This window comes from Novosphingobium ovatum (genome assembly GCF_009909235.1).
In the GTDB taxonomy this organism is placed as follows: Bacteria; Pseudomonadota; Alphaproteobacteria; order Sphingomonadales; family Sphingomonadaceae; genus Novosphingobium; species Novosphingobium ovatum.
Genome location: NZ_JAAAPO010000001.1, coordinates 485,278 through 511,637, shown reverse-complemented (window position 1 = coordinate 511,637; position 26,360 = coordinate 485,278). Strand labels below are relative to the sequence as shown.

Here is a 26,360-nt window from a genome sequence, read left to right as displayed (position 1 = left end):
TCAGGGCAGTTCCACAATCGCTGTCGTGCCATGGCCGGGCAAGGATTCGACGTCCAACTGGCCACCATGCGCCTCGATCAACTGGCGCGCCAAAGGCAAGCCCAGCCCCTGCCGCCGTTCGGCCGTCAACCCATCCGCGCCCAGTTTCAGCCCGCCCAGCGCCCGCGCCAAAGTGGCCGCATCCATGCCCGGACCGTTGTCACTGACAACAATTCGGACGCGGTTAGCCCCGCGCAAGCGGTGCCGTGACAGTTCCACCAGCACCCGCCCGCCACGCGGCACAGCGGCGATGGCATTGTCGATCAGATGACCAACGGCGCGCCCCAACCGGCGCGGGTCACCCTCGATCCGCCCGGCGCCGGGATCGCCGCGCAGATCGAACTGGATCCCCGCGTCCAGAATGCGCGCCCGCCGCTCCTCGACCAGTTTGGTGACAAAGGGGAAGACCTCGATCGCCTCATGGGACAGCGGCAACATCCCCGCCTCGGACTGCGAGAGATCCAGCACATTCTCGATCTGGTCCGACAGCCGCGCGACCGAGGTCAGGATGGCATCGACATATTCGCGCCCCGGCTCGGTCAGATCACCGCCAAGGCCCGCCTGCAACAGTTCGGCAAAACCGCCGATGCTGGTCAGCGGCGTGCGGAATTCATAGCTCATATTGGCCAGGAAGCGGGTCTTCAACTGGTCCGCCTCCACCAGCGCGGCGTTGCGTTCGCGCAAAGCATCCTCTGCCTTTTGCGAATCGGTGATGTCCAGCACCGTCAGCAAACCATTGCCATCAGGCAGCGGCACCCCCGCAAATTCCAGCGTCCGCCCATCGGCCAGCGCCACCCGCCCGCCGGTCTCGCGCCGCTCCAGCGTGGCGGCGCGCACAACGTCGCCCACCGCCTTGGCCTGTGCTGGCCGAGCCAGACGGGCGGCGATGCGCTGCAACAGATCGGCCACCTTGGGATGTGTGTCGATGAAATCGGCGTCCAGCCCCCATGCCGCGGCAAAGCGGCGGTTCCACAATTGCACGCGGCCATCGGGGGCAAACACCGCGATCGCCTCGAACAGGCTGTCAAAGGTGGCGGTACGGGTGCGCAGCAGCGTGTCGCGCATCGCCGAAATGCGCAAGGTTTCGGTGCGGTCCTCGACCACCAGCAACAGCCCGCCATCGGGCATGGGCTGAGCCACAACCCGCAGATGCGTGCCATCGGACAGCGGCCACGCCTCTTCCTGCACGCTGCTGGCGGCAAACCAGCCCGCGCGCTCACGCCGCCACGCGGGGTAATCGCGCATTTCGGGCACGCGGCCGCCCTCGCGCGCGGTGTCGATCAAGCGCTCGAACTGCGGCGGGTTGATCACATCGGCAGGCTTCATCGCCAACAGTCGCTGGAACGGCTGATTGGCGAAAATCAGGCGGCGGCTTGCGTCAAACTGCGCGACACCCGACGACAACAGGTCCAGCATTGACCGCTGCGCCTCGCGGAAGGCCCGGAACGAGCGGCCCAGTTCCTCCATCTCCTCGATGTCGATGGCGTAACCGGCCACACCCTCATCACCCAACGGCAGGTCCAGCACGCGCAAGGCGCGGCGCTGCCCGTCGATCGTGGTCGAAATGATCCGCTCGATCGGTCGTCCCGCGCCAGCAGCCTGTTGCGCCACCTGCGCCGGGGTCAGCCCGTCGACCACCTCGATCAACTCCACCCCGTCCTCCACGACGGCGCGGGCGTTCTCGCCCCCCACCGCGCGGACATAGGCGGTATTGACCAGCCGCAGCCGCCCATCGGCCTCGCGGAACCACATCGGAATGGGCGCGGCCTCGATCAAACCGACCAGCGCGGTAAAATCGGACCGCGCGCGATCGGTTTCGGCACGCATGCGGGCCAGTTGCGTTTCAGCGTCGCTGGCGTCAAACACCCAGACCTGCGCTGCCCCGCGCGGCCCGATCAGCGGATCGGCCAGACACCCCCGCAACGCCAGCGTCCGGCGCGAGCCATTGGGGTTCAATGACAAGCGGAACGGGCGGCTGGTGCGCTGCGTCGTCAGCACCGCTTCGGCCAATGCCTCGACCTGTTCGGGCGGCAGGCCACGCCCGCCCTTGGCCACCCCACCCCGCGCCGGATCGGCCGCCAGCTCGGTCAAAAACTGCGGCAGCGTTTCAAACCCCAGCCATTGCGCCAATCGGGGCGAGCCTTCGATCCGGCCATCGGTGCGCACCATCAGCAATTGCGCCGGGCTTTCCTCGGCCATGCGGGACAGGCGGCGAGCGTTGCGCAGCGCGGCCTCTGCGCGTTTCTGGCGGGCGTGCGCCACCACGATCGCGGCCCCAGCGGCCACCATCCACGCGGCCAGCAACAGCCCCAGCAACACCATGGCAATGGTCGATAACGTCATTACCCCATTGGCTAGGCCGTGGGCGCGCGCTTGGCAATGGGGAAAGCCCCTTGGGGGCGCGCGCCGCCCACAGCAAAAAGGGGCGCCCCGCAGCCGCGAAGCGCCCCCATTTGTCACACTGAACGCCGGATCAGTAGCGATAGTGTTCCGGCTTGAACGGCCCTGCCTGCGTCACGCCGATATAGGCGGCCTGCTTGTCGGTCAGCTTGGTCAGCTTGACGCCCAGCTTGTCCAGGTGCAGCGCGGCCACCTTCTCGTCCAGATGCTTGGGCAGCACATAGACGCGGTTTTCATACTGGGCGTTCTTGGTGAACAGCTCGATCTGGGCCAGCGTCTGGTTGGTGAAGGACGAGCTCATCACGAACGAGGGGTGGCCGGTTGCGCAGCCCAGATTCACCAGACGGCCCTTGGCCAGCATGATGATCTGCTTGCCATCGGGGAATTCGACCAGATCGGTGCCGGGCTTGACCTCGGTCCACTTGTAGTTGGACAGGGCGGCGACCTGAATTTCACTGTCAAAATGGCCGATGTTGCACACGATCGACATCGGCTTCATCGCCTTCATATGCTCGGCGGTGATCACATCCTCGTTGCCGGTGGCAGTGACAAAGATGTCGGCGCGGGTCACCGCGTCTTCCATCGTCACGACCTCATAGCCTTCCATCGCGGCCTGCAACGCGCAGATCGGATCGATTTCAGTCACCAGCACGCGGGCGCCGCCATTGCGCAGCGAAGCGGCCGAACCCTTGCCCACGTCGCCAAAACCGGCAACGCAAGCCACCTTGCCAGCCAGCATCACGTCAGTGGCGCGGCGGATCGCGTCGACCAGCGATTCCTTGCAGCCATACAGATTGTCGAACTTCGACTTGGTCACGCTGTCGTTCACGTTGATCGCCGGGAAAGGCAGCTTGCCGTCCTTGGCGATCTGATACAGGCGGTGAACGCCGGTGGTGGTCTCTTCCGACACGCCCTTGATATGGGCGACGCTGGCCGACAGATAGCCCGGCTTGCGCTTGATGAATTCCTTCAGAGCGCGGACGAATTCGATCTCTTCGGCATTGCTGGGCTCGAACAAAGGCTCACCCGCCTCAACCCGGGCGCCCCACAGCGCGAACATGGTGGCATCGCCCCCATCGTCCAGGATCATGTTGGCGGTGCGGCCCGTGCCATCATCCCAGTCAAAGATGCTGCCAACATAATCCCAATATTCGGCTAGGCTCTCACCCTTGACCGCGAACACCGGGATACCGGCGGCGGCGATGGCGGCGGCGGCGTGGTCCTGCGTCGAATAGATGTTGCAGGTCGCCCAGCGCACATCAGCGCCCAGCGCGACCAGCGTCTCGATCAGCACGGCGGTCTGGATCGTCATGTGCAACGAACCGGTGATACGCGCGCCCTTGAGCGGCTGCGACGGGCCGAATTCCTCACGCAAAGCCATCAGGCCCGGCATTTCGGTTTCGGCGATGGCGATTTCGGCGCGGCCAAAATCGGCCAGACCGATGTCGGCGATCACATAATCCTTCGTGGCTTCGAGCGTGGTCGACACTTCAACAATCTCCTGAGCACCACGACGCGCGGCGGAAAGCGGCGCACGTCGAACGTGCGCTGCCTTAGCCGCTCGCACCGCAACACGCAATGAAATATAAAGATCGCTTTATATCCCATTTGGAGCCTTTGCCGCGGATCGGGCGGCCAACGGTCCGCGGGGTGGCGCACCCTGCGATGCGCCACCCCGCCTTCCTGCTCACACGTCATTGCCGGCCCTCTCCATAGGGCGCGGCCACCGCTGGGCTTACGGCGCTATCGCCAGGCGCGGGGCCTGCTCTGACAGCGCGTAATCGGCAACCGCCAATAGATTGGCGGCGCCATGCATCTGCGCCAGATCCCTGGTCATGGCGCCTAACTCGGCACAACTCATCCACGGATGGCCACCGCCGTAACGGTTGGCCATCACCACGCTCATCCGATCAGCGGCGCGATCAGCCTCGGCCGGGCCACCAGTGTGGCCAGCGGCCAGCCGCAAGGCCTGTGCCGCCGCGTTCAGTTCGGCCATATGGGCGGCCTCGAACCGCTGGAAATCGGCCTGAAAGTCATCGCCCGTGTGGCGACAGCGCAGGCTGGTGACCATCAACATGATGTCCAGTTCGCGCAAGGCGGAGGCCTGTGCCACGCCCCGCGCTCCAGCCCATCCGGCCGGCTGCGCCGCCACAGGCGCCGCCACCAGCGTCAGCACACTTGCCACACACGCCGCAATCCGGCCCGCGCCTGACCGATAGCGGCGCGCTTTTGCGATCCCTTGACCCATCTTGGCCTCCCCGGAAATGGCTTTTCGCCGTCCGTGCAGCCACCATCGCAGGACGCGGTTGCTGGTGTGTGCAACGATCCGGTTAATCCCGCATTTGCCGCAATTTCTTTCTTTAGCCCTTGGAGCGGGTGTCTTGCCGCTGCCACAGGCGCGCCTATATGTAAGCAGGCATAACACGGGGGCACCAAGCCCCTCCCCACGCGGCGGCGCCACAATGCCGCCAACCCCAAGGAGAAAGTCATGACCATCGCCGTTGGCCAGCCCATCCCCGACGTCAAGCTGGTGAAGTCCACCGACAGCGAACGCACCCCCGTGCAGACCGCCGAATATTTCAAGGGCAAGAAGGTCGCGCTGTTCTCGGTGCCGGGCGCCTTCACCCCCACCTGCTCGGCCAAGCACCTGCCGGGTTATGTCGACAACGCCGCCGCGCTGAAGGCCAAGGGCGTGGACGAAATCGTCTGCACCGCCGTCAACGATCCCTTCGTCATGGGCGTCTGGGGCAAGGCTTCGGGCAGCGATGACGTGACGATGCTGGCCGATGGCAATGGCGACTTTGCCGAAGCGCTGGGCCTGACCATGGACGGCACCGGCTTTGGCCTGGGCAAGCGTGGCCAGCGTTTCGCGCTGGTGATCAACGATGGCGTGGTCGAGCAGGTGTTCGTCGAGGCCGCGGGCGAGTTCAAGGTGTCCGCCGCCGAGCACGTGCTGGAAAACCTGTAATCCGGCCGGGCCATCACTGGCCCAAAACAAAGGGGCGGCGCCATCTGGCCCGCCCCTTTTGCTTGCCCCTACAGCGGGCCGGATGACGTCAACGGGTGCCATCCCCATACGCATCACGCCGCCCTTGCGCCCTGCACCTTGGCCTCGATCACGCGCCACAGCCGGTCCAACGCCTGCGCCGGTTCGGCATGGGGGGCAAATGTGCCAATCGGCGCACGGCGGAACGCGGTTTGCTCAATCGCGCTGGACCACGGGATCGCGGGATAGGGCGCCATCTCCCCCTCACGCAAATCGCGATGCGCCTTGCGTCGGCCATCATACATCGAGAGCACCGGCAACAACGGCGGATGGCGGCCATGCTCGCGCTTCAACTCACGCCGCAGCGTGTCCAGCGCGCGGAACGACAAAGGCGACACCGGCAAAGGCACGATCAGCACATCGGCCGCCGCGATGATCTGGTCCGACACCTCACCCAATAGCGGCGGGCAGTCCAGAATGATCCGCGAATAGCGCCCGCGCAGCATGTTGGTCAGATTGGCCAGCCGCCGCTTTTGCCCGATGCGCGCCAGATGCAGTTGCAACGAACGCAAACTGTCATCGGCCGACAACAGCGACAGATTGGGATAGGCGGTTTCGCAAATCAGTTGATCGGGCCGTCCCTCGCGATGAAAAACACCGGCAGCGCGCAGTCGCGGCTGTTCATCCTCGCCCAGCAAGTAGCCCGCGCCACCCTGAACATCCAGATCCCACAGCAATGTCTTGTGCCCGCCCAATACCGCCGAGCGCCAGGCCAGGTCGACCGACAAGGTCGTCTTCCCCACGCCTCCCTTGGTACTATAGACTGCTATGACCGACATTTTACCCAGACTATCGCCAGAGTGATCCCGATGATCGGTCTGACATATTTTGTCTGAGTCGCAACCGGCGATTCCACCCTGTCCCAAATCAGGAAGTTGCCACGGCCACCTCTTAACACGCGGCAAGGGCGGCGACAGGCCGCCAGCATCGTCCCAGGCCTCGTCCAAACCGTCCTGCGCCACCAGCAAAGCCATCGCTCACCCCCTTCTCGTGCCTGACGAACAGGTGCCGCGTTCAATACATCGCCATGGATGTGGGAATATCGCCGCTGGTCAGCGTGTTGTTGCCATAGGATTTGCCCACCCCGCCCGTTTGCAGATCCAGCGCCTTGGTGCTGCCCAGAACATTGTTGCCCGCCATCAGCACGTCATTGCCGGTGCCCACCACCCGCACACCCGCGTCATAATTGGCCAACAGCAATGACCGGAACAGTTTCAGATGCCCCGCCCCGCCATTGGACGACACCAACACCCCCACCTGATTGGCATAGACCGTGGAATTGTCCAAAGTCACCCGCACCGTATAGGCCGAGACAATCTGCACCCCCGTTGCCGCGCCCGCGCGGTAATAGCGGATACCGACATTCTGCAACAACACCTCCAGCGCGCCGGTCACCTTGACCCCGTATTCATAGGCGATGCCCGATGCGGTGGCCGTCCCCTCCAGATCGACGTCGGAAATGACAAAGCGGTCCTGCGCCCCGCCCGCCAGCGTGATCTGCGCCACCATCACCGGGCGGCCGATTTCTGATCGGATGCTCATCGGGCGGGTGATCGTGGCCGCGCCATACACCCCTGAATCCATGACAAAGATCGTACCGTTGGTGGCCGTCATCGTCACCGCCTTGGCCAGTGTCAGACAGGGGTCCATCGCCTGACAGGTGGCCGCATCGCTCCCCTCGGCGGCGATCCACGTCTGATCAATCAGGGCATAGGCCGGGCTGGACACCAATGCGCCACCACCCAACAGGCCGGCCGCCAGTACCGCCCTCCACCCGCTGCCCTGCCTGCGCGTTGCCTGCACCTGTGCCATGCCCATCCTCCTGTCCTGCGCGCCCGCTCTTTGGGCGCCGGCCTACGGTAATGCACAGAGGCAGGGCTTTGCGACCCCAACCACTTTCACTTTGGATTAACCATAACGGGATGCATCCGCCCCGCAAAAGGCCCCTTCACACCCGGCGCGCGACACCGCCGCCCGGATCGCGGCGGACCTGGCCCATCAGTTCCAGCTCGATCAACGCCGCCTGCACCGCCCCGGCGTCCACGCCGGTCTGCTCGATCAGATCATCCACCGCCACGGGCACCGGCCCCAGCAAACCGACGATCCGGTCAACCAAAGGCGCGCTGTCCGCCGCCGGGCCAGGGGCGATGACGGGCGCTGGATCAGCAGGCTCTGTCGCCGCGTCGCGGGCCCGATAATGCGAATGCGGCAAAGGGGTTGGCGCGGCCTCCTCGTCCAGCGCCTCAGCCATGGCAAAGTCGGCGATCATGCCCAGCACGTCATCGGCCGATTGTACCAGCACCGCGCCATCCTGAATCATCCGGTTGCTGCCGTGGCAACGCGGGTCCAGCGGAGACCCCGGCACGGCCATCACCTCGCGCCCATCCTCCGCGGCCCAGCGCGCCGTCACCAGCGCGCCCGATCGCTCGGCCGCCTCGACCACGACAACCCCCGCCGATAGGCCCGCGATGATCCGGTTGCGCCCATGAAAATGCCGGGTCGAAGGCGCGGTGCCGGGCGGCAATTGCGTGATCAACAGGCCACTTGCGGCGATCTCCTCGATCAGCGCGGCATGTTCGGGCGGATAGGGCACGTCGATCCCGCCCGGCATCACGCCGATGGTGCCTACGCCGCCGCCCAATTGCCCCTCGATCGCGCCGCGATGGGCCGCCGCGTCAATCCCGCGCGCAAGGCCCGACACCACCGCATGCCCCGCCCGCGCCAGATCGCGCGCCATGTCGCGGGCCATGCGCAATCCCCCGGCCGAGGCATTGCGCGCGCCCACCAGCGCCACCGGCAGCCGCCGCGCCAGCCCCACATCGCCGCGCATGATCAGGATCGGCGGCGCGCCCTCGGCCATGCGCAAGGCGGGGGGATAATTGGGCTGATCATGGAACAGATATCGCCCGCCGATGGCCATGACGGCGGCCATCTCGTCCTCGATCCGGGCAGCTGTCACGGCGTGCCATGGGCTGCCATCGCGGGTTTTGGGCGGAGCATCGGCCAATGCCGCCAGCGCGGCCTGTGCGCTGCCATGCGTGTCCAGCCATTGGCGAAACGCCACCGGCCCGATCCCTGCCGAACGCAACAGGCGGATGCGCGCCACCCCTTCGGCGCGCGTCAACGTCAAGCGGGGCGCAACATCGCTGCCTCCCCGCCCGGCCATGGTCAGGCCGCGTCCTTTTTCTGGCCCACGCGCGGTTCGGTTCCGGCGCGCAGCCGGGCGATATTCTCGCGGTGCTGAAACAGCACCAGCCCGGCCAACAGCACCAGCACCGGGGCCATATTGGCATGGCCCGTCGCCAGCGCCGCGATCGGCGCGGCCACGCCCGCGCTCATCCCGCCAACGCTGGAAATGCGCGACAGTTTGAACATGCCAACCCACGCCAGCAGGCACAGCACGCCAATCGGCCAAGCCAGCCCCAGCGCCACGCCCAGCATGGTCGCCACGCCCTTGCCCCCGCGAAATTTCAGCCACATCGGAAAGCAATGGCCCACCAATGCCCCTACCGCGCCCGCCAGCGCCAGCATCGTCGCGCCATCCGCCCCATCGGCAAAGGTGCCATGCGGCAACAGGCGGGCGATGCACACCGCCGCCGCGCCTTTGCCCGCGTCCAGCAACAAGGTCGCCGCCGCCAGTCCTTTGCGTCCGGTGCGCAGGACATTGGTGGCCCCGATATTGCCCGAACCGATGCTGCGCAGGTCGCCCGCGCCAAACGCGCGCGTCAGCAGCAGCCCAAACGGCACCGAGCCCAGCCCGTATCCCAATACACCCGCAACAATCAGCGACATGCTCTTTCCCGCAAAAACGCAACGGGCCTACGCCCCTATACCCTGCGTATTTACCGATGATCGCGTTTTTGTCGAACCCTTCCTCTTTTCTTTTTGCCGCCCCCCGCCATAGAAGGGCCGCCATGTCCCAGACCACGCCTGATCCTGCCGCGCCGATCCTGATGTTTGATTCGGGCGTGGGGGGATTGTCGGTGCTGGACGCGCTGCGCGGCGTGCTGCCACAGGCGCCGGTGATTTATGCCGCCGACAACGCCGGCCTGCCCTATGGTGAAAAGACCGAGGCGCAGATCGCCGCCCGCGTCTCTGGCCTGCTGGGCCGCATGACCGAGCGATTGCGCCCGCGTCTGGTGTGCATTGCCTGCAACACGGCCAGCACCATCGCCCTGGCCAGCGTGCGCGAAGTGCTGGAGGTACCGATCGTCGGCACCGTCCCCGCCATCAAGCCCGCCGCCGCCATGACCCGCAGCGGCGTCATCGGCCTGCTGGGCACACAGGCGACCATTCGTCAGGCCTATGTCGACCGGTTGGAGCATGAATTCGCCCGCGACCACCGCCTGATCCGCTATGGCGCGCCCGAACTGGTCGGCGCGGCCGAGGCCAAATTGCGCGGCGAACCCGTCGATCCGGCCGCCATTGCCAGCGCGATCAATGGCTTGCGCGCGCAGCCCGACGGCGATCGGATCGACACGGTGGTGCTGGCCTGCACCCATTTCCCGCTGCTGACCGCCGAATTGGGCGCGGCCTTTGGGCCGGACGTGCGGTTTATCGATGGCGCACAGGGCATCGCGCGCCGGATTGCCTTTTTGACGCAAGGGCAGACTTTCGCCCGCACCCGTTCCGATCAGGCTCTGTTCACCGGGGCGCAGGGTATAGACGCCCTCACCCCTGCGCTGCGACTGCGCGGGCTGGAACAGATCGAGGTTTTCTGATGCGCATGTCTTTTGCTTCGGTTTCCGCCGTCTGTATCGCGGCGCTGACCGCCCTGACGCTGGGTGGCCCTGCCTCGGCCAAATCCGCCACCCCCCACCCGCACGCCCATCAGGCCGAAGTCGCGCTGACCATCGATGACATGCCCGCGCTGATGCTGGACGACACGCCCTCGATGACCCTGCGCCAGCGTCAGGCCTATATCGACGATTACATGCAGCGCCTGACGCGCGGACTGGTGCGCCATCACGTCCACGCCATCGGCTTTGTCAACGCGGGCAAGTTCGAGGCGGGCATCGCCAGCCAGCAAAAGCGCGTGCTGACGCGCTGGCTGGCGGCGGGGCTGGATCTGGGCAACCACACCTATAGCCACGAAACACCCGAAACGCTGGGCGCGAAAGGCTATGTGCAAGACATCGCCCATGGCGAAACATGGCTGCGCCCGATGATGGCGCATTATGGCCGGTCATTGACGTGGTTCCGCCACCCATACCTGAAAACCGGAGCAACGGCACAAACCCGCGCGACGATCGAAAACTGGCTGGCCAAGCATGGCTATCGCGTGGCCCCGGTGACAATGGACGCCGACGACTGGCTGTTTGCCGAATGTTATGATCACGCGCTGGAGCATGGCGATACCGCACTGGCGGCGCACATCCGCCACGATTACCTGCAATTTGCCCGCGCACGCATCACCTGGTTCCGCCAAGCCTCGCAGCTTTTGTTCCACCGCGACATTTCCTATATCTTCCTGATGCATGCCACGCGGCTGAACGCCGATGTGCTGGATGCCTATCTGGCCATGCTGAAACGACAGGGCCTGCACACGGTCAGTCTGGAACGGGCGATGCGTGATCGCGCCTATCGTTCGCCCGACCGTTTCCTTTCGGCCAAGGGGACCGACTGGTTGTCGCGCTGGGCCCAGACGCGCGGCATCGACATCCCTAAAGACGAACCCGAGGCACCCGCCGATCTGGAGCGGCTGTACCACCGGATCGACCCAGACACCTGAGCGTCTGGACGCAGGCCCAGCGTTCCGTCTGGTGGAGATGGGACAATTTGCCCGCGCCTTTCGCCCCGTTTTGGCCGGCATAGGGGATTCATCCGGGTCTTTGATACTGGTCATATTCGGGCAACTGGTTTATGTGGCAGCGGGCGGCAGACCCCGCCAGAGGGTCGCTTTGCAGGATGACAGAGCCAGTGAACTACGATCAGATTTTCGATTCTGCGATCCAGCGCCTCCATACCGAGGGTCGCTATCGGGTTTTCATCGACATCCTGCGCAACAAGGGGCAGTATCCCAACGCGCGGTGTTTTGCCGGGCACAACGGGCCCAAGCCGATCACGGTGTGGTGCAGCAATGACTATCTGGCGATGGGTCAGCACCCCAAGGTGATCGAGGCGATGGAGCAGGCGCTGCATGACGTGGGTGCCGGCAGTGGCGGTACGCGCAACATCGGCGGCAACACCCATTACCACATCCAGCTGGAGGAAGAACTGGCCGACCTGCATGGCAAGCAGGGCGCGCTGCTGTTCACCTCGGGCTATGTCTCGAACGATGCGACGCTTTCGACTCTGGCCAAGATCCTGCCGGGCTGCGTGATCTTCTCGGACGAGCTGAACCACGCCAGCATGATCGCCGGCATCCGCAATTCCGGCGCGGAAAAGAAGGTGTGGCGTCATAATGATGTCGAGCATCTCGAAGAGCTGCTGGCCGCGACCGACCCCAGCCTGCCCAAGCTGATCGCGTTCGAAAGCGTGTATTCGATGGACGGCGACATCGCCCCCATCCACGCCATCTGCGATCTGGCGGAAAAGTATAACGCCCTGACCTATATCGACGAAGTGCACGCGGTGGGCATGTATGGCCCGCGCGGCGGCGGCATTTCAGACCGGGACAAGGCGGCGCACCGCATCGACATCATCGAAGGCACTTTGGGCAAGGCGTTTGGCGTGATGGGTGGCTATATCGCCGCCGACACGCGCATCATCGATGTCATCCGCTCCTATGCGCCAGGCTTCATCTTCACCACCTCGCTCTCGCCGGTGCTGGTCGCGGGCGTGCTGGCCAGCGTCCGCCATCTGAAAAGCAGCAGCGTCGAGCGCGATGGCCAGCAGGCCGCCGCCGCCACGCTAAAGCGCCTGTTTGCGCAGGCGGGGCTGCCGGTGATGCCATCAACCACCCACATCGTCCCGCTGATGGTGGGCGACCCGGTCAAGGCCAAGAAGATCAGCGACATCCTGCTGGCCGAATATGGCGTCTATGTGCAGCCGATCAATTTCCCCACCGTGCCCCGCGGGACCGAGCGTTTGCGCTTTACCCCCGGCCCGGCCCACAGCGAGGCGATGATGGCCGACCTGACCGCCGCCTTGGTGGAAATCTGGGACCGTCTGGCGCTGAAACTGGCCGCCTGATTCACCCTGCCCGCATGACACACGCAAAGGGAGGCCCCCTACCAGAGGCCTCCCTTTGTCATATCAGCCGCACACGCGGGTAATCACTGATAGGTGGCGCGCACCACATAGCTGCCGGAATAGACGCCCACCGGCATGTTGCTGGGCACCGAGAGCACACCCCCGACCTTCAGCTGCTTGACCCCGGCGCTGTCCAGCACGGCCGAGCCAAACTGCACCTGCGGCGTGAAGTTCATCTGTCGAGAACCATTGCTGACCGATCCAGACGACACCAGAATGCCGAACAGACGGCTGGGCTCACCTGTTATGACAAAGCTATCGACGCTGGTCGAGGAGCCCGGAACATGGTTCACGCTCCCGCCCGTATAGGCAAAGCCTGAGGTCTGCACCGTCACACTGCCCGAACCAACCGCCGTAAACTTGCCAAAATTCAGCGTGGCAGCCGAACCATCCAGATTGCCGTGCGTAATGCGGATCGGCTTGACCACCTGCGCCTGACTGCTGCCACCCTGAGACGACTGATTTCCGCTGGCCGCCATCGCCGGCGCCGCCATCAATCCCACCCACACGACCACACCGCGCAAGGCGTGCTTTGCGATTTTGCGCATGTTGCCAGCCCTCACTGATAAGCGGCGGTGACGTTATACGTCCCGCGATAGACGCCCGGCGTTGCCGCTGCCGGCACCGTCAGCGTGCCACCCACGACAAAGCTTTGCACGCCATGCCCTGGCAGTGTCACCGTGCTAAACTGCGGCACGGTGGTAAACGACATGCTGTTGCTGCCCAGCGTCACCGAACCGTTGCCGGTCGTAATGCCAACCACGCGGTTGCCGCCGGCCACAATGTAAAAGCTGTCTGGCATCACATAGCTGCCCGGCACAAACGAGACATCGCCACCCGTGCTGCCGCCTCCCGCAGGCAAGGCTACCACGGTGACGGTCCCACCCGTGCCCGCAGTGAACTTGCCAAAGTTCAGCGACGATACGACGCCGCCGCGCCCAGCGTGTACCAAACGGATCGGCTGCACCACTTCGGCGGTAGAGCTGCCCGCAGCCGTGGACGTGTTGCCCGACCCGCCGCCAGCCGTCACATTGGCCATCGCTGGCCCACTGGCCAAGGCCGCGATCGTCGCGATCAGGCCTCCCCAATGTCGAATTTTCTGTCCCATTTCTTTCCCCGGTCTCTATCGCCGGGGTCCCCACCCCTGCGATATCCGGGCAATTACGGTGACGCCATTTACCACTGGGCTAAATGACACTGTTAAGAAATGGTGAATCAGATTTTTTGTCGCGCGGAAAAAATCCCGCAAATCCGCGGCATTGCACCGAGCCCCGCAGCTGCTTTGTGATCCAGCGAGTTAACCGCCGCGCCCCTTTTCACCGATCCGCCCGCGCAGCGTTAAGGTTTGCGCGCGGGCGGGCGGGGGCGGAAATCAGAAGCTGCTCCAGTCGTCGTCCTTGGATGATAGCGCCAGGTTACCGGTGACCGGCGGCGGGGCCGTGCGGCGCGCGGCCAGGTCTGGCAAAGGCAGGACGTCCACTGTTGGCGCGACAGCCTGAAGGCTCGGCACCTCGTCCAGCGCGGTCTGCCGCCGCACCGCTGCCGCGGCGGTGCCGGTCAGGTTCGCGCGGGCGGCCCGGTCACGGGTGCGGAACTGCGCCACCAGTTCGGTCAGGCGCGTAGCCTCGTCAGCCAGACTGCGCGTTGCGGCCGAGGATTCCTCAACCATCGCCGCGTTCTGCTGCGTCATGCGGTCCATTTCGTTGACGGCGTTGTTGACCAGCGAGATATTGCTGGCCTGCCGGTCGGAACTCTCGGCGATCTCGGCGATCAAGGTGTTGATCTCGCCCACCTGATCAACGATCTGGCGCAACATCATGCCGGTTTCGCCCACCAGCGCCACGCCTTCTTCAACCTGATGCGAAGAATTGGCGATCAATGCCTTGATATCGCGGGCGGCGTCGGCACTGCGCTGCGCCAGCGCTCGTACCTCGCTGGCCACCACGGCAAAGCCCTTGCCCGCATCGCCTGCCCGTGCTGCTTCCACCCCGGCGTTCAACGCCAGCAGGTTGGTCTGGAACGCGATGCCGTCGATGACATTGGTGATCTGGCTGATTTCCTGCGCCGATTGCTCGATCGCGGCCATGGCGGCGGTGGCCTTTTCCACCACGGCCCCGCCCTGACTGGCCTTGGCATGGGCGGCATCGGATGAAGCCTGCACCACCTGCGCGCTGCGGGCCGCATCGCGCACCGTGCTCGACACCTCGTTCATCGAAGCCGAAGTTTCCTCCAGACTGGCGGCCTGCTGTTCGTTGCGGCGGGCCAGATCCTCGCTGGCGACACGGATTTCCTGGATCGAGCGCATCAGGCTGGCCGAGCCCACCCGCACCAGCCCCAGCGCCTTGGCCAATTCCTCGACGGCGGCGTTGAAATTGACCCGCAGGCTTTCATAGCTGGGCGGGAAAGCGGTGTTCAGGCGGAATTCCAGGTTCTTGGCGGCCAGCTTTTCCATGCCTTCCTGCATGGCGGCCACCACCTGCTGCTGCTCAACCTCGGCCTGCTGCTTGGCAATGCCAGCCTTGCGGAACACTTCCATGGCCTGCGCCATCACGCCGATCTCATCATGGCGGTCCTGCCCGTCAATCGCCACCTGATAATGCCCCTCGGCCATACGGCTCATGGTGCTGGCGGTATCGCTCAACGGCTGCGTGATGCGCGCCACGACCTGGCGCCCCATCCACCACACCGCCACCATCAGCGTCAGCGCGATCACCGCCACCAGCGCCAGGGCCCCGTTGATCATCAGGTTGTCGCCACGATTTTCCTCCGACCGATAGGCGTTTGAATAGTCAACGAGTTTGAGGATCGCCTGATGCTGAGCCAGATAGGCTGGTTCAAGCTCCTGATCGTGCAGGGTCTGCAGCGCGGCGCGGTCACCGGAACGCGCGGCCGGCAAATAGCGTTCGTTCACAACCTTCCAGAACAGCTCTGCGGCAGTCTGGCTTTGCTGCAACAGAGCCAATTCCTCTGCCGGGATTGGCGCGGTCTGCCAATAGGCCTTGCGCTGGCGATAATCGGCCTCCAACGCCTGCAAGGCCTTGATATGAGTATCGGTGGTTTGCGGGTTGGACAGGATCAGTGTGGCCTGCAGATAGGCCTCGACCAGATAGGCGGGCGGCGGCAGGATATCTGCCAACAGTTCGTCCTGCAAAGCGTGCTTCTTTTGAATCGGGCCGCCAAAGCGCACCTGAAACAACACCAGCCCCGCCACGGCTACCGTAATGAGAACCAAGGCAATCAGCGCCTTGGATGCCATGCGTGCCTGTTCCTGTATCATGCCGAACGGCTCCCGATCGTGTAAATTCGTTGCCGCTGATTAATCTGCATAGGCTTTATTTGGCGTTTGACCCAAATTACATGGGAATGCGGATATACTTTGGCGCGGGACGATCGCATTCTGTACGCCGCCCGGCTCCCCTGTGCGAAAGGCCGCAGCCGTTGGGCCCAAAGCTGAACAATGGCTGCATCGTCCATCCCGGAGCCGTTCAGCAAGCACAGGCTAGAACGCGAATCACGGACAAGACGAGGGAAAGGAAGCGGGGGCGCTTCTTCCACCTTTCGTCAGGGAGAAGCGACATGACCACCATCTTCAGGAAATCGATCATCGGCGCGGCCCTTGCCGCCAGTGTCATCACCGCCATCGCTGCCACCCCGGCCATGGCACAGCCCTATGGCGGGCGCGGCGGCTGGGACGGCGAACGCGGTGGCCATCGCGGCGGCGACTCCACCGGCGCGGCGATCGCCGGAGGCATCATTGGTCTGGCGATTGGCGCGGCCATCGCCTCCAACCACCGCGAGCGTCGCTACGAACCCGCCCCGGTCTATGCCCCGCCGCCGCCGCCGCCGGTGGTCTATGAACCTGCCTATGAGCCGGCCTATGCGCCCGCTTACGCGCCAGTCTATGAACCTGCCTATCGACCGACCTATGTGGTGCGGCCCAGCTGGGTGTGGCGCGATGGCTATTACTGGGATCGCGGCGGCAACCGCTATTTCCGTGATGGCCGTCCGTTCCGCCACCATCATCACGGCTGGTAATTACGGTATCGGGATGCCGCGGCGGCCCCTCTCCCCGCAGCATCTCCTCCCCTCTTCCCGTCACCCGCGCGCTGTCCCCTCGCAAGGCGGCGCTGCCGGGTGACCGCCCTGCCCGCCTCCCCTCTCCATTGGGCGGGGCATTTCCGGCGCATGGACGATCCGCACCCCACCAGAGATGCCTCTGCCGCGGATCGGCCATGCGCCTTTTTTGCGCGTTCAGGCGATCACGCCCACAGGTCGGGCTCTGCCCCCAGCGATGGATCGGCGGCAAAGCTGTTGGCCGGGCGCGGCAGGCCCAGATTGTCGCGCAAGGTGGCGCCTTCGTAATCTGTGCGGAACAGGCCGCGCCTTTGCAGGATCGGCACCACCTGATCGACAAAATCGTCCAGCCCGCCCGGCTGATAATTGGGCGAAAGCGAAAAGCCATCGGCTGCGCCCGAACGGAACCAGTCCTCCAGCGTGTCGGCCACGTGTTCGGGCGTGCCCGCCATGGCAAAGCTGGCGCGGCTGACCGTGGCGCGGCGCGCCAACTGGCCCAGCGTCAGATTGTCGGCGCGGGCGATGCGCATCAGTTCCTGCTGCACCCATTGCCCGCCATTGGTCAGCGGGATGTCGGGCATGTGGTCATCCGGGCCATAGCCCGCTGCGCCAAAGTCAAACCCCATCTGCATGCACAGCGTGCTCCACGCCAGCGCGTCGGGGATCAGTTCCAGCAATTCCTCCTCGGCGGCGCGGGCCTCGGCTTCGGTAGAGCGGACCATCAATTGCACCGAGGGGATCACCGCCAGATGCGCCGGATCGCGGCCAAAAGCGGTAGCGCGGGCCTTCATGTCGGCATAGAACGCCTGCCCCTTGTCCTTGGACGACTGCGCGGTAAAGATCATGTCGGCCGTGCGCGCCGAGAGCGCCCGCCCCGGACCTGATCCGCCCGCCTGCACGATCACCGGATGACCCTGTGGCGGACGCCCCACATTCAGCGGCCCGGCCACGTTGAAAAACCGGCCACGATGGTTCAACTGGCGCAGCTTTGCCGGGTCAAAGTAACGCCCCGCCGCCTTGTCGCGCAGCACCGCGTCATCGGCCCAGCTGTCCCACAAATGCTTGACCACATCGACAAATTCCTCGGCCCGCTCATAACGCAGGTCGTGGTCCATCAGATCCTCGGCGCCAAAATTACGCGCCTCTGACGCGCCCGCCGAAGTCACGACATTCCACCCCGCGCGCCCACGCGTGATGTGGTCCAGACTGGCGATGCGCCGGGCCACGGCATAAGGCTCGTTATAGGTGGTCGACACTGTGCCGATCAGGCCGATATCGCTGGTCACCATCGCCAGCGCGGCCAGCAATGTCGTCGGCTCCAGCTTGCCGGCGTAATCGGTCGCGGCATAGGCGTCCGCGCCCTTGATATAGGGCAGCCCCTGTTGATCGCCCGAGAAATAGCAGTGCAGCTTGCCCTCTTCGGCCTTTTTCACCAGCCGGACGTAATGCTGAACGTCATGCTGATCGGCGCCCGCGCTGGCGCCATAGCGCCACCCGCCCGGATGCGCGCCGCTGTTATGGATAAAGGTGGCCAGAATCATCCGGCGTGGCCGCGTGTTCATGGAAATTGCCTTTCAGGAGTGATCGCGCCCCCGCGCGCCTGTGCCCAGGCCAGCGCGAAACACGCACTGGCCAGCAACAGCGCTGGCAGGCCAACATACAGAAAACCAAGGCCGATCCGCGCCGGATCAGCCGCAACATGGGTCGAAACAAAAGCCACCGCCCACGGCCCGCCAGTGCCCGCAACAATTGCCGACAGCAGCCCCAGCGTGGCATAGGCAAAGCCACGCATCGCATTGGGCACGACGTCCTGCACCGTGGCATTGGTGGCCACGTTGATGATCGGCATCACCGTGCCAATCGCCGCCAGCAACATCAGCGCACCGTTCAAACCACCCGCAAACCCGGCAAAGGCGCTGGGCAGCGCCAGCAGCGGCAGCACCGCCAACAGGGCGATCCGCCCGCCCGGCCGCCGCATGGGCGCGGCATCGGCGACAAAGCCGCTGATGATATAACCGCCCATCCCCGACACCAGCAGCATCAGCCCCATTTGCGGCGCGAATTGCGGCACGCTCAACAGGAAATGGCGGCCCAGAAAGGTGGCGGTCCAACTGGTGATGCCGATCAGTGCGACATAGAACAGGCAGAACCCGGCAAACAGCGGCAGCAACGGCCAGCGCATCGCCCATAGCGAGGCCAGCTTTGCCCCCAAACCAATACCCCCCGCCCCATCGGCGGCAAAGCCGTGGCGGGCGGGTTCGCGCACTGTCAGGAACAACAGGCCAATCACCGGCCCCGCCGCGCCACACAGGACAAAGGCCGCGCGCCACGGCTCCACCGTCCCATAGAACGGCAGCCACAGGTGCAGATCCGCCCCGATGATCCAGCCCGGCACCACCGATGACAGTCCCGATCCGATGCTGGCCCCGATCAGATAGGACGAGAGCGCCCGCCCCCTCTGCCCCGGCGGGAACAGATCGGCGATCAGCGACAGCGCGGCAGGCGCCAACGCCGCCTCGCCCAATCCCACCAGCGCGCGGAACACGAAAAAGCTGGCAAAGCCGGGGGCCAGCCCACAGGCCATCGTCGCCACGCTCCACAGCGTCAGGCTGCCCGCCAACACCATGCGCCGCGTGCGATGGTCCACCAGCCAGCCCAGCCCCAGCCCCAGCACGCCCGACAGCACGCTATAGGCCAGGCCCAACAGCAGGCTCATCTGTTGATCGCCGATGGCAAAGCTGTGGCGGATGGGTTCGGCCAGCACGCCAACGATATTCTTGTCGATGGAATAGATGTTGGCCGCCAGAAACAGCAACACCATCGGCCATAGTGCCGATTTGAAAGGCGGGTATTCAGCGGGGGGCGTCGCTGTCATTGGGGTTACTCCACGGGGACGGCACGGCCATCGACACAGGCCAGCAAACGGCCATCGGGATTGTTCAAAATCTCGACCTCGCCGTTGTTGAGGTAGATGATGTCCTCGAAATGGAACTTGCCCACCGCCGGGCCAATCCATGGCAGGTCGCAGGAAATCACCATGCCATCGACCAGCTCGAACGTATGCATGCCGCCGTTGGGGTGCGGGTGGTCGGTGTGCTCCAGCCCCACCGAATGCAGGCCACAGCCCTTGAACTCGGGGTTGCCGGCGGCCTGGATGCAGGCGGTCACGGCCTTTTCCACGTCGGTCGACAGGCGGCCGGGGCGGAAATGCGGCAATGCCGCGCGCCAGCCCAGACGGGTGGCGTTGAAGACGCGCAACTGATCGGCATTGGGCCAGCCGATGACAGCGGTGCGGCCAATGTCGCTGGTATAATGGGCATATTCGGTGGTGGCGTCAAAGGTGATCGTGTCGCCCTCCTGCAACGCCGCCCCCTTGTCCAGACGGCCAAAGCCGGGGCGATAGGGGGTGATCAGCAGGAACACCGGCCGCCCGCCCGTCAACGCGGTGGCCGACCAGAACACCCGTTCTGCCTCGGCGCAGGTGGCGCCCGCGGCAATCGCCTCGGCGCTGATTTGCAGGGCCAGCTCGGTCTTGCGTGCGGCGGCGCGCATATGGCCCATTTCTTCGGGCGTTTTGACCATGCGGATGTCGCGCAGGAAATCGCGCGCCCCCACCGCCTCGATGGCCCCGCCCAGCATTTCGGCCACGTCCAGCCCCAACCCGCGATCCTCGAAGGCGATGCGCGCGCCCTTGGCCAAGCCGATCTCGCGCAGGTAGTCGGCCACCGCCTCGGGGTGGTTCTGCGGCAGGCCTTCGGATGTCATCACCCCCTGCACCCCGCCCGCGCCAATGCCGGGCTTGCGGGCATAGCCGCGCACGATGCGCATCCATGTGCCGCCGCGCTGCTGGGGCTGGCCGGTGTCGACCTCAACCGTCAGAACGGCGGCTTCCTTGGCGTGGTCGCGCGGCAACAGCGCCAGCGCCAGATCGCCAAAGCCCCAACTGGCATCGGTCGCCCAGCTGGACAGGTAATAGGTGTTGATCGGGGTCGAGGCGACGATGGCGTCAATGCCATCTCGGTCCATCAATTCATCAGCGCGGGGGCGGTTCAGAAGCATCAATCGGTCTTTCAGGCGTTATGGGGAACGGCGCGGCGCAGCAGGCGGCCGGGCAGATTACCGGTGGGCGCGTCATTGCGGTGCGTCGCCACACCCGACACGATGGTCGCGGCATAGCCCACCGCATCCTGTGTCAAGCGGCGGCCACCAGCGGGCAGATCGAAACTGGCGCGTGGGCTGCGCAGCGCCAACCGGTCATAATCGATGATGTTGAAATCGGCCTTCATCCCCGGCGCGATCACGCCCCGGTCGTTCAGGCCCATGACGCGGGCGGTGTGGCGGGTCATCATCTCGACCGCTTGCGGGATCGACAGCCGGTCGCCCACCCGGTCGCGCGTCCAGTACGACAGCATATAGGTCTGCATCGACCCATCGCAGATCGCCCCGCAATGCGCACCGCCATCGCCCAGCCCCAGCACCGTGTCGTCGCGCGTCAGCATCTGATGCACCACGTCCAGATTATAGGCGGTGAAATTGCGCGCCGGGAAATAGAGGATCGCCTGCCCCTCCTCCTCCAGCAACAGGTCATAGGCCAGTTCGGGCAGCGTCACCCCGCGCGCGGCGGCCAGATTGTCCAGACGGCGGCTTTCGGGCGGGGAATAGTCGGGGTCGGCCCCCATCGGGTAACACAGGTGGATGAACCGCATGAAGGCGGGGTATTTCGCCGGGTCCAGCCTGGTCCCCTTACCATCCGGGCCATATTCGCGCAGGATCGCCGCGCGGGTGTCGGGCTGGCGCATCGCCGCCACGCGCTGTGGCAAAGGCAGGGCGTCAATCGCGTCATAGCTGGGGCAGCCACGGAACGGGTGCAGCGTCAGTTGCAGCCCCATCAGCACGCCCACTGGGCGGCCCACCACCTGCCCCAGCATGTCGGCGCCGCCTGCGCGGGCGGCACGGGCATATTCGGCGATCTGGTGCCAGCGGTCGGGCGCTTCGTTATATTGCAACAACGGAAAGGTGACGGTGTGGCCAGACGCCTGCGCCACGCGCTGCAACAGGTTGAACTCGCCCGAAAAGCCATGGGTCGTGTCAAATTCCGACGCCGACATGAACAGCGCTTTGCCATAGGGCTTCATGGCCAAAGCGATATGCATCAACTCGTCCTCGCTGGCGGTGGTGACGGGCAATTGCTGCCCCCCCGCCGTGCGATGGCCGATCACCCGCGTCGTGGAAAAGCCAAAGGCCCCTGCCGCCATACCCTCGGCGACAATGGCGGCCATGCGGGCCATGTCGCGGGTGGTGGCGGGCTCACGGTCGATGGCGCGCTGGCCCATCACCCACACGCGCACCGGGATATGCGGCACCGCCACGGCAAAATCGGCATCCATATGCCGCTGTGCCAATGCGTCCAGATAATCGGGAAATGTCGTCCAGTTCCACGGCAAGCCTTCGGCCATGACGATGCCGGGGATGTCCTCGACACCCTCCATGACATTGATCATTTCCTCGCGCATGTCAGGCTTGCAGGGCGCAAAACCCACGCCGCAATTGCCCAGCAATACGGTGGTGACGCCATGGTTGGTCGATGGGCTGAAATGGCTGTCCCACGTCACCTGCGCATCATAATGCGTGTGCAGATCGACAAAGCCGGGAGTGACCAGCATGTGGCGCGCGTCGATTTCCTCGACGCCCTTGGCCGGGATCTCGCCCACGGCGGCGATGCGGCCATCCTGCACGGCGATATCCGCCTCACGCAATTCGCCGCCGGTGCCATCGGCAATCGTCCCGCCACGAATGATCAGGTCATAGGCGCTCATCACTCAGGCTCCATTGCCGATGAATTCGGGACGCACGGGCGCATAGGCCCCGCTGGCATAGCCATTGTCTGGCCGCGCCAATCCCAGCCGGTCACGCAACGTTCCGGGCGCATATTCGGTGCGGAACAGGCCGCGTTGCTGCAACAATGGCACCACGCCATCGACAAACAGCTCCAGCCCGGCAGGCAGATAAGGCGCGGCAATGACAAAGCCGTCTGCCGCCCCGCTGGTGTACCACGCCTCCAATTCGTCCGCGACATCGGCGGCGGTGCCGGTCACGGTGCGGCTGGTGCGGCCACCGGCCACTTGCGCGGCCAATTGGCGGATGGTCAGCCCCTCGCGCCGGGCCAGACCCACCACCTGCTCCCAGGTGGATTTCGACATGCCGCTTTCGGGCACATCAGGCAGCGGGCCATCGGGGTCATGCCCCGACAGGTCGACATTGCCCAGCAACCCCTCCAGCTTACCCATCGCCACCGGCAGCGGGATCGCCGCGTCCAGCGCGGTGCGCGTGGCCTGCGCCTCGGCGGCCGAGGCGCCGATGATCGGGGTGATGGCGCACATGATCTTGCAACTGTCGGCGCTGCGCCCGGCCTCGCGCAACAGCTCGTGCATCTCGGCCCGGAAGGCCTGCGCCGTTGCCATCGAGGAATGCGAGGTAAAGATCACCTCGGCATGGGCGGCGGCAAAGCGTTTGCCCACATCGGACGCCCCGGCCTGCACCAGCACCGGATGCCCCTGCGGCCCGCGCGGCACGTTCAGAGGCCCAGCCACCTGGAAATGCACGCCCTGATAGCCCACGCCATGGATACGCGCCGGATCGGTGTAACGCCCCGCCGCCTTGTCAGCCAGCATCGCCCCATCTTCCCAGCTGTCCCACAGCCGTTTCGCCACATCCACAAATTCGCCCGCCCGCGCATAGCGTTCGGTGTGGTCGTAATGGCTGGCCAGCCCGAAATTATGCGCCTCGTTCTCCATGGTCGAGGCCACGATGTTCCAGCCAATGCGGCCACCGGTAACATGGTCCAAACTGGCGAAACGGCGCGCCAGTTCAAAGGGTTGCGAATAGGATGTCGAGGCTGTGCCCACAAAGCCGAGATGCCGCGTGGTGGCCGAGAGCGCCGCGATGATCACCGCCGGGTCCAGCTTTGGCGTTTCCAGACAGGCGAACACATCGTCGCCCCGCGCCGGGGGATAGCCCACCGAATCGGCGATGAACACGCCATCAAACAGCCCACGTTCGGCCACAGCCGCACAATGCTGGAAATAGGCGATGTCAGTCAGCGCAGCAGGAGCCGCATCGGGGTGGCGCCATCCGGCCATGTGGCCGCCGGTCTGCATCAGGAAGGCAAGAAGTTTCATGCACACTTTTTGCCAAGGCATTGCACAAATTTGCAGACACCAATGCAAAATGTTCGCCAGGCGGAAACCGATGGCATTCCCGTTCCCCCGCCCCGCATTCCCGCCGAAGGAAAGCACCAACAACACCGTTTGGCAAGCGCTCCAACGGGGAGAAAGACATGCAGAATATTGCACAGATACCCGCGCCAGCCCCAGCGCGGATACCGGTGGCACGAGCATGGGCGGCGGTCGCCGTGCTGTGCCTGGCGCAAGTGGTGGCCTATGTGGATCGCGGCATATTGGCGCTGGTCATCGATCCGGTGCGAGCTGATCTGGGAATTGGCGATGTCCAGATCGCCGTCCTGCAAGGCTTTGCCTTTGCCGTGTTTTACGTCAGCGTTGGCCTGCCGCTGGGCCATCTGGCCGATCGGGTGAACCGCCGCATGTTGCTGGCCGCGGGCATCGTGGTGTGGAGCGCGGCCACCATCGGTTGCGGCCTGTCGCGCGGGTTTGGCGACATGTTTGTCGGCCGCCTGTTCATCGGCGTGGGCGAGGCGGTGCTGGGCCCATGCGCGGTTGGCATCATCGCCGAAATGTTCCTGCCCGAACGGCGCGGCCGCCCGATGGCGCTTTATGTGCTGGGCAGCATGGTGGCCTATGGCGTGGGATCGACGCTGTGCGGGATGATCCTTCAGGCGGTTCCGGCGGGCTTTTTTGCCGGGTGGCCGGTGGTGGACGGGCTGGCGGCGTGGCGCGTGGCCTTTGTCGTGCTGGGGGCCTGCGGCCTGCCGGTGGCGCTGCTGTTGTGGCTGGTGGGCGATGGCAGCCGCAGCGCCACGCTCAAGGCGCAGGCCGCTCCGACCGGGCCGATCTGGCCCGCGCTGGCCGCGCGTGCCGGAGTGCTGGTGCCGCTGTATCTGTCGGCCGCGCTGTTCGCGCTGGGCGCGGCGGCGATCACGGGGTGGAGCGCTGCCATGCTGACCCGTCAGATGGGCATCGCCGCCACCGCCGTGGGTAAAGAGCTGGGCCTGTTCCAGATCGCTTGGGCGCTGATCGGCGCGGGGTTGGCGGCGCTGATCGTCGACCGCGTCGCGGCCCGTTACGGCACGGCGGGCAAGGTCACGCTGGCGGGCATCGTCGCGCTGGCAACGCTGCCCTCGGCGCTGGCCTATGCCATGCCGGGGCCGCTGGGCGCGATGGTGCTGGCGGCCCAAGTGATGGGTGCCAGCGCGCTTTACGGCACCACCATGCTGTCCGTCATCAGCGAGATCGTACCCGCCCAATCACGCGGGCTGGCGGTGGCGTTTTACGCCTTTGTCATGACGATGATCGGCGGTTCGCTGGGACCGCTGGCGGTGGCCGGGCTGACGGCGCGGGTGTTTTCAGGCCCTGCCGCCACCGGCCAGTCGATCGCCACCGTTGCCGCGCTGGCGCTGGGCGGATGCCTGATCGCCGCGCTGATCGCCGCCCGTTCCATATCCCGGATGAAAGCCCCCGCATGACCATCACCAAAGCCTATGCGCCCAGCCGTTACGGCCAGATCCATTACCGTCTGTGCCTGCCCCAAGGGCCGGTCAGCGCGCCGCCGATCCTGTGCCTGCACCAAACACCCAGCAACAGCCATGAATGGCGCGCATTGATGCCGCATCTGGCGCAGGGCCGCGTGGTGATCGCCCCCGACACGCCCGGCTATGGCATGTCCGACCCGCCGCCCGCGCCAACCACCATCCCCGATTTTGCCGAACACATGCTGGCGCTGACCGATCATCTGGCCGGTGCCGGGGTGATCGATGGCACGCGGATCGATGTCATCGGCATGCACACCGGATCCCTGATCGCCACGCAAATGGGGCTGACCGCGCCTGATCGGGTGCGCAAACTGGGGCTGTTCGGTCTGGCCGCCTATCCCGAAGACGTCCGCATGGCGCGTCTGGCCACCCTGCGCGACAAATTCCCCGCGCCCGACCGCAGCCTGCGCCATGTCGAGATGCTGTGGGCGATCTTTGGCGAATTGGGCGAGGCGCGGATGACCCCGGAATACCGCCACGTAGCCATGGCCGAATGCCTGCGCATCGGCCACCGCATCCCGTGGGGGTATGAGGCGGTCTATCGCTATGACTTTCTGGGAGCGCTGGCGGCGCTGAGCCAGCCCGCGCTGGTGGTCAATGCACAAGATGACCTGTGGGACGTCACCCACCGCGTCGCCCATCTGATCCCGCATGGGCAGATGCTGCCCCTGCCCGGCCGCGCCCATGGCTATATGGAGTTCGAGGCAGCCGATATCGCCGGGCAATTGCTGGCCTTTCTGGACTGACCGCGCGGGAGGGGCTGCGCTGCCAGCGCGCACCGCTATCCACCCTGCGAACACTGCACAGACTTTGCAAAATCTGTGCAGTGTTTTTGCAAAACTTTGCCCAAGGCGGGGTCAACATGCCACCGCCCGCACAACA

22 protein-coding genes are annotated in these 26,360 nt (G+C 65.2%); 7 read left to right on the top strand and 15 right to left on the bottom strand.

Features of this window, described 5'->3' with window-relative positions; all coding sequences use genetic code 11:
• From GTZ99_RS02260 to GTZ99_RS02250, 3 genes are all read right to left on the bottom strand, one after another.
• Complete coding sequence (locus GTZ99_RS02260; protein ID WP_161716646.1) at positions 1-2,382, bottom strand: sensor histidine kinase; 2,382 nt, start codon at positions 2,380-2,382, stop codon at positions 1-3.
• Between the two features lie 130 nt (positions 2,383-2,512).
• Positions 2,513-3,928 carry an adenosylhomocysteinase gene (ahcY, locus tag GTZ99_RS02255; protein ID WP_161716645.1) on the bottom strand — a complete coding sequence of 472 codons (1,416 nt, stop codon included), beginning with the start codon at positions 3,926-3,928 and terminating at the stop codon, positions 2,513-2,515.
• Positions 3,929-4,174: 246 nt separating this feature from the next.
• Positions 4,175-4,687 carry an S-adenosyl-L-homocysteine hydrolase gene (locus GTZ99_RS02250; protein WP_161716644.1) on the bottom strand — a complete coding sequence of 171 codons (513 nt, stop codon included), beginning with the start codon at positions 4,685-4,687 and terminating at the stop codon, positions 4,175-4,177.
• A 240-nt stretch (positions 4,688-4,927) separates the two neighbouring features.
• Between GTZ99_RS02250 and GTZ99_RS02245 the strand changes: the two genes are divergently transcribed.
• A complete protein-coding gene (locus tag GTZ99_RS02245; RefSeq protein WP_161716643.1) occupies positions 4,928-5,407 on the top strand; it encodes a peroxiredoxin in 480 nt (159 codons plus the stop codon).
• Between the two features lie 113 nt (positions 5,408-5,520).
• On the opposite strand, the gene GTZ99_RS02240 is transcribed toward GTZ99_RS02245, so the two are convergent.
• The 4 genes from GTZ99_RS02240 to plsY form a co-directional block, all read right to left on the bottom strand.
• Positions 5,521-6,264, bottom strand: coding sequence for a ParA family protein (locus GTZ99_RS02240; protein WP_161716642.1), 744 nt, complete (start codon positions 6,262-6,264; stop codon positions 5,521-5,523).
• Positions 6,265-6,499: 235 nt separating this feature from the next.
• On the bottom strand, positions 6,500-7,297 hold the full coding sequence (locus GTZ99_RS02235) for a hypothetical protein (RefSeq protein ID WP_161716641.1): 798 nt from the start codon (positions 7,295-7,297) through the stop codon (positions 6,500-6,502).
• A 136-nt stretch (positions 7,298-7,433) separates the two neighbouring features.
• Positions 7,434-8,615: a DNA-processing protein DprA gene (gene dprA, locus GTZ99_RS02230; protein ID WP_320076616.1), complete on the bottom strand. Its 1,182-nt coding sequence runs from the start codon at positions 8,613-8,615 to the stop codon at positions 7,434-7,436.
• Positions 8,616-8,653: 38 nt separating this feature from the next.
• Positions 8,654-9,277, bottom strand: a complete 624-nt coding sequence (gene plsY, locus GTZ99_RS02225) for a glycerol-3-phosphate 1-O-acyltransferase PlsY (protein ID WP_161716639.1) — start codon at positions 9,275-9,277, stop codon at positions 8,654-8,656.
• A 122-nt stretch (positions 9,278-9,399) separates the two neighbouring features.
• Here plsY and murI point away from each other — a divergent pair, with 122 nt between their 5' ends.
• The 3 genes from murI (at position 9,400) to hemA (ending at position 12,619) form a co-directional block, all read left to right on the top strand.
• Positions 9,400-10,206: a glutamate racemase gene (gene murI, locus GTZ99_RS02220; RefSeq protein ID WP_161716638.1), complete on the top strand. Its 807-nt coding sequence runs from the start codon at positions 9,400-9,402 to the stop codon at positions 10,204-10,206.
• Positions 10,207-10,211: 5 nt separating this feature from the next.
• Entirely contained in the window at positions 10,212-11,216 is a 1,005-nt protein-coding gene (locus tag GTZ99_RS02215) for a polysaccharide deacetylase family protein (RefSeq protein WP_161716637.1), read from the top strand.
• A gap of 188 nt (positions 11,217-11,404) precedes the next feature.
• Positions 11,405-12,619 (top strand): 5-aminolevulinate synthase, encoded by a 1,215-nt coding sequence (hemA, locus tag GTZ99_RS02210; RefSeq protein WP_161716636.1) that lies wholly within the window; start codon positions 11,405-11,407, stop codon positions 12,617-12,619.
• 83 nt (positions 12,620-12,702) lie between these two features.
• Here hemA and GTZ99_RS02205 read toward each other — a convergent pair whose 3' ends face one another.
• The 3 genes from GTZ99_RS02205 to GTZ99_RS02195 all read right to left on the bottom strand — a co-directional run bounded on the left by GTZ99_RS02205 (position 12,703) and on the right by GTZ99_RS02195 (position 15,956).
• On the bottom strand, positions 12,703-13,227 hold the full coding sequence (locus GTZ99_RS02205; protein WP_161716635.1) for a DUF4402 domain-containing protein: 525 nt from the start codon (positions 13,225-13,227) through the stop codon (positions 12,703-12,705).
• 11 nt (positions 13,228-13,238) lie between these two features.
• On the bottom strand, positions 13,239-13,787 hold the full coding sequence (locus GTZ99_RS02200) for a DUF4402 domain-containing protein (RefSeq protein WP_161716634.1): 549 nt from the start codon (positions 13,785-13,787) through the stop codon (positions 13,239-13,241).
• Between the two features lie 264 nt (positions 13,788-14,051).
• Positions 14,052-15,956 carry a methyl-accepting chemotaxis protein gene (locus tag GTZ99_RS02195; protein ID WP_161716633.1) on the bottom strand — a complete coding sequence of 635 codons (1,905 nt, stop codon included), beginning with the start codon at positions 15,954-15,956 and terminating at the stop codon, positions 14,052-14,054.
• A gap of 299 nt (positions 15,957-16,255) precedes the next feature.
• Between GTZ99_RS02195 and GTZ99_RS02190 the strand changes: the two genes are divergently transcribed.
• On the top strand, positions 16,256-16,714 hold the full coding sequence (locus GTZ99_RS02190) for a hypothetical protein (RefSeq protein ID WP_201742338.1): 459 nt from the start codon (positions 16,256-16,258) through the stop codon (positions 16,712-16,714).
• Positions 16,715-16,938: 224 nt separating this feature from the next.
• On the opposite strand, the gene GTZ99_RS02185 is transcribed toward GTZ99_RS02190, so the two are convergent.
• Genes GTZ99_RS02185 through GTZ99_RS02165 form a run of 5 tightly spaced genes read right to left on the bottom strand, consistent with a single transcriptional unit; the run spans position 16,939 to position 23,931 of the window.
• Positions 16,939-18,315, bottom strand: a complete 1,377-nt coding sequence (locus GTZ99_RS02185; protein WP_161716632.1) for an LLM class flavin-dependent oxidoreductase — start codon at positions 18,313-18,315, stop codon at positions 16,939-16,941.
• Complete coding sequence (locus GTZ99_RS02180) at positions 18,312-19,628, bottom strand: MFS transporter (protein ID WP_161716631.1); 1,317 nt, start codon at positions 19,626-19,628, stop codon at positions 18,312-18,314. The genes GTZ99_RS02185 and GTZ99_RS02180 overlap by 4 nt, the downstream gene beginning before the upstream one ends.
• A gap of 5 nt (positions 19,629-19,633) precedes the next feature.
• A complete protein-coding gene (locus GTZ99_RS02175; protein WP_161716630.1) occupies positions 19,634-20,812 on the bottom strand; it encodes a M24 family metallopeptidase in 1,179 nt (392 codons plus the stop codon).
• 11 nt (positions 20,813-20,823) lie between these two features.
• Positions 20,824-22,569, bottom strand: coding sequence for an N-acyl-D-amino-acid deacylase family protein (locus GTZ99_RS02170; RefSeq protein ID WP_161716629.1), 1,746 nt, complete (start codon positions 22,567-22,569; stop codon positions 20,824-20,826).
• Positions 22,570-22,572: 3 nt separating this feature from the next.
• Positions 22,573-23,931: an LLM class flavin-dependent oxidoreductase gene (locus GTZ99_RS02165; RefSeq protein WP_161716628.1), complete on the bottom strand. Its 1,359-nt coding sequence runs from the start codon at positions 23,929-23,931 to the stop codon at positions 22,573-22,575.
• A 206-nt stretch (positions 23,932-24,137) separates the two neighbouring features.
• On the opposite strand from GTZ99_RS02165, the gene GTZ99_RS02160 reads away from it, so the two are divergent.
• Both GTZ99_RS02160 and GTZ99_RS02155 read left to right on the top strand, forming a co-directional pair.
• Positions 24,138-25,412: an MFS transporter gene (locus GTZ99_RS02160; protein WP_161716627.1), complete on the top strand. Its 1,275-nt coding sequence runs from the start codon at positions 24,138-24,140 to the stop codon at positions 25,410-25,412.
• Positions 25,409-26,224, top strand: coding sequence for an alpha/beta fold hydrolase (locus GTZ99_RS02155; RefSeq protein ID WP_161716626.1), 816 nt, complete (start codon positions 25,409-25,411; stop codon positions 26,222-26,224). Before GTZ99_RS02160 ends, GTZ99_RS02155 begins: the two co-directional genes overlap by 4 nt.
• Positions 26,225-26,360: the final 136 nt, after the last annotated feature.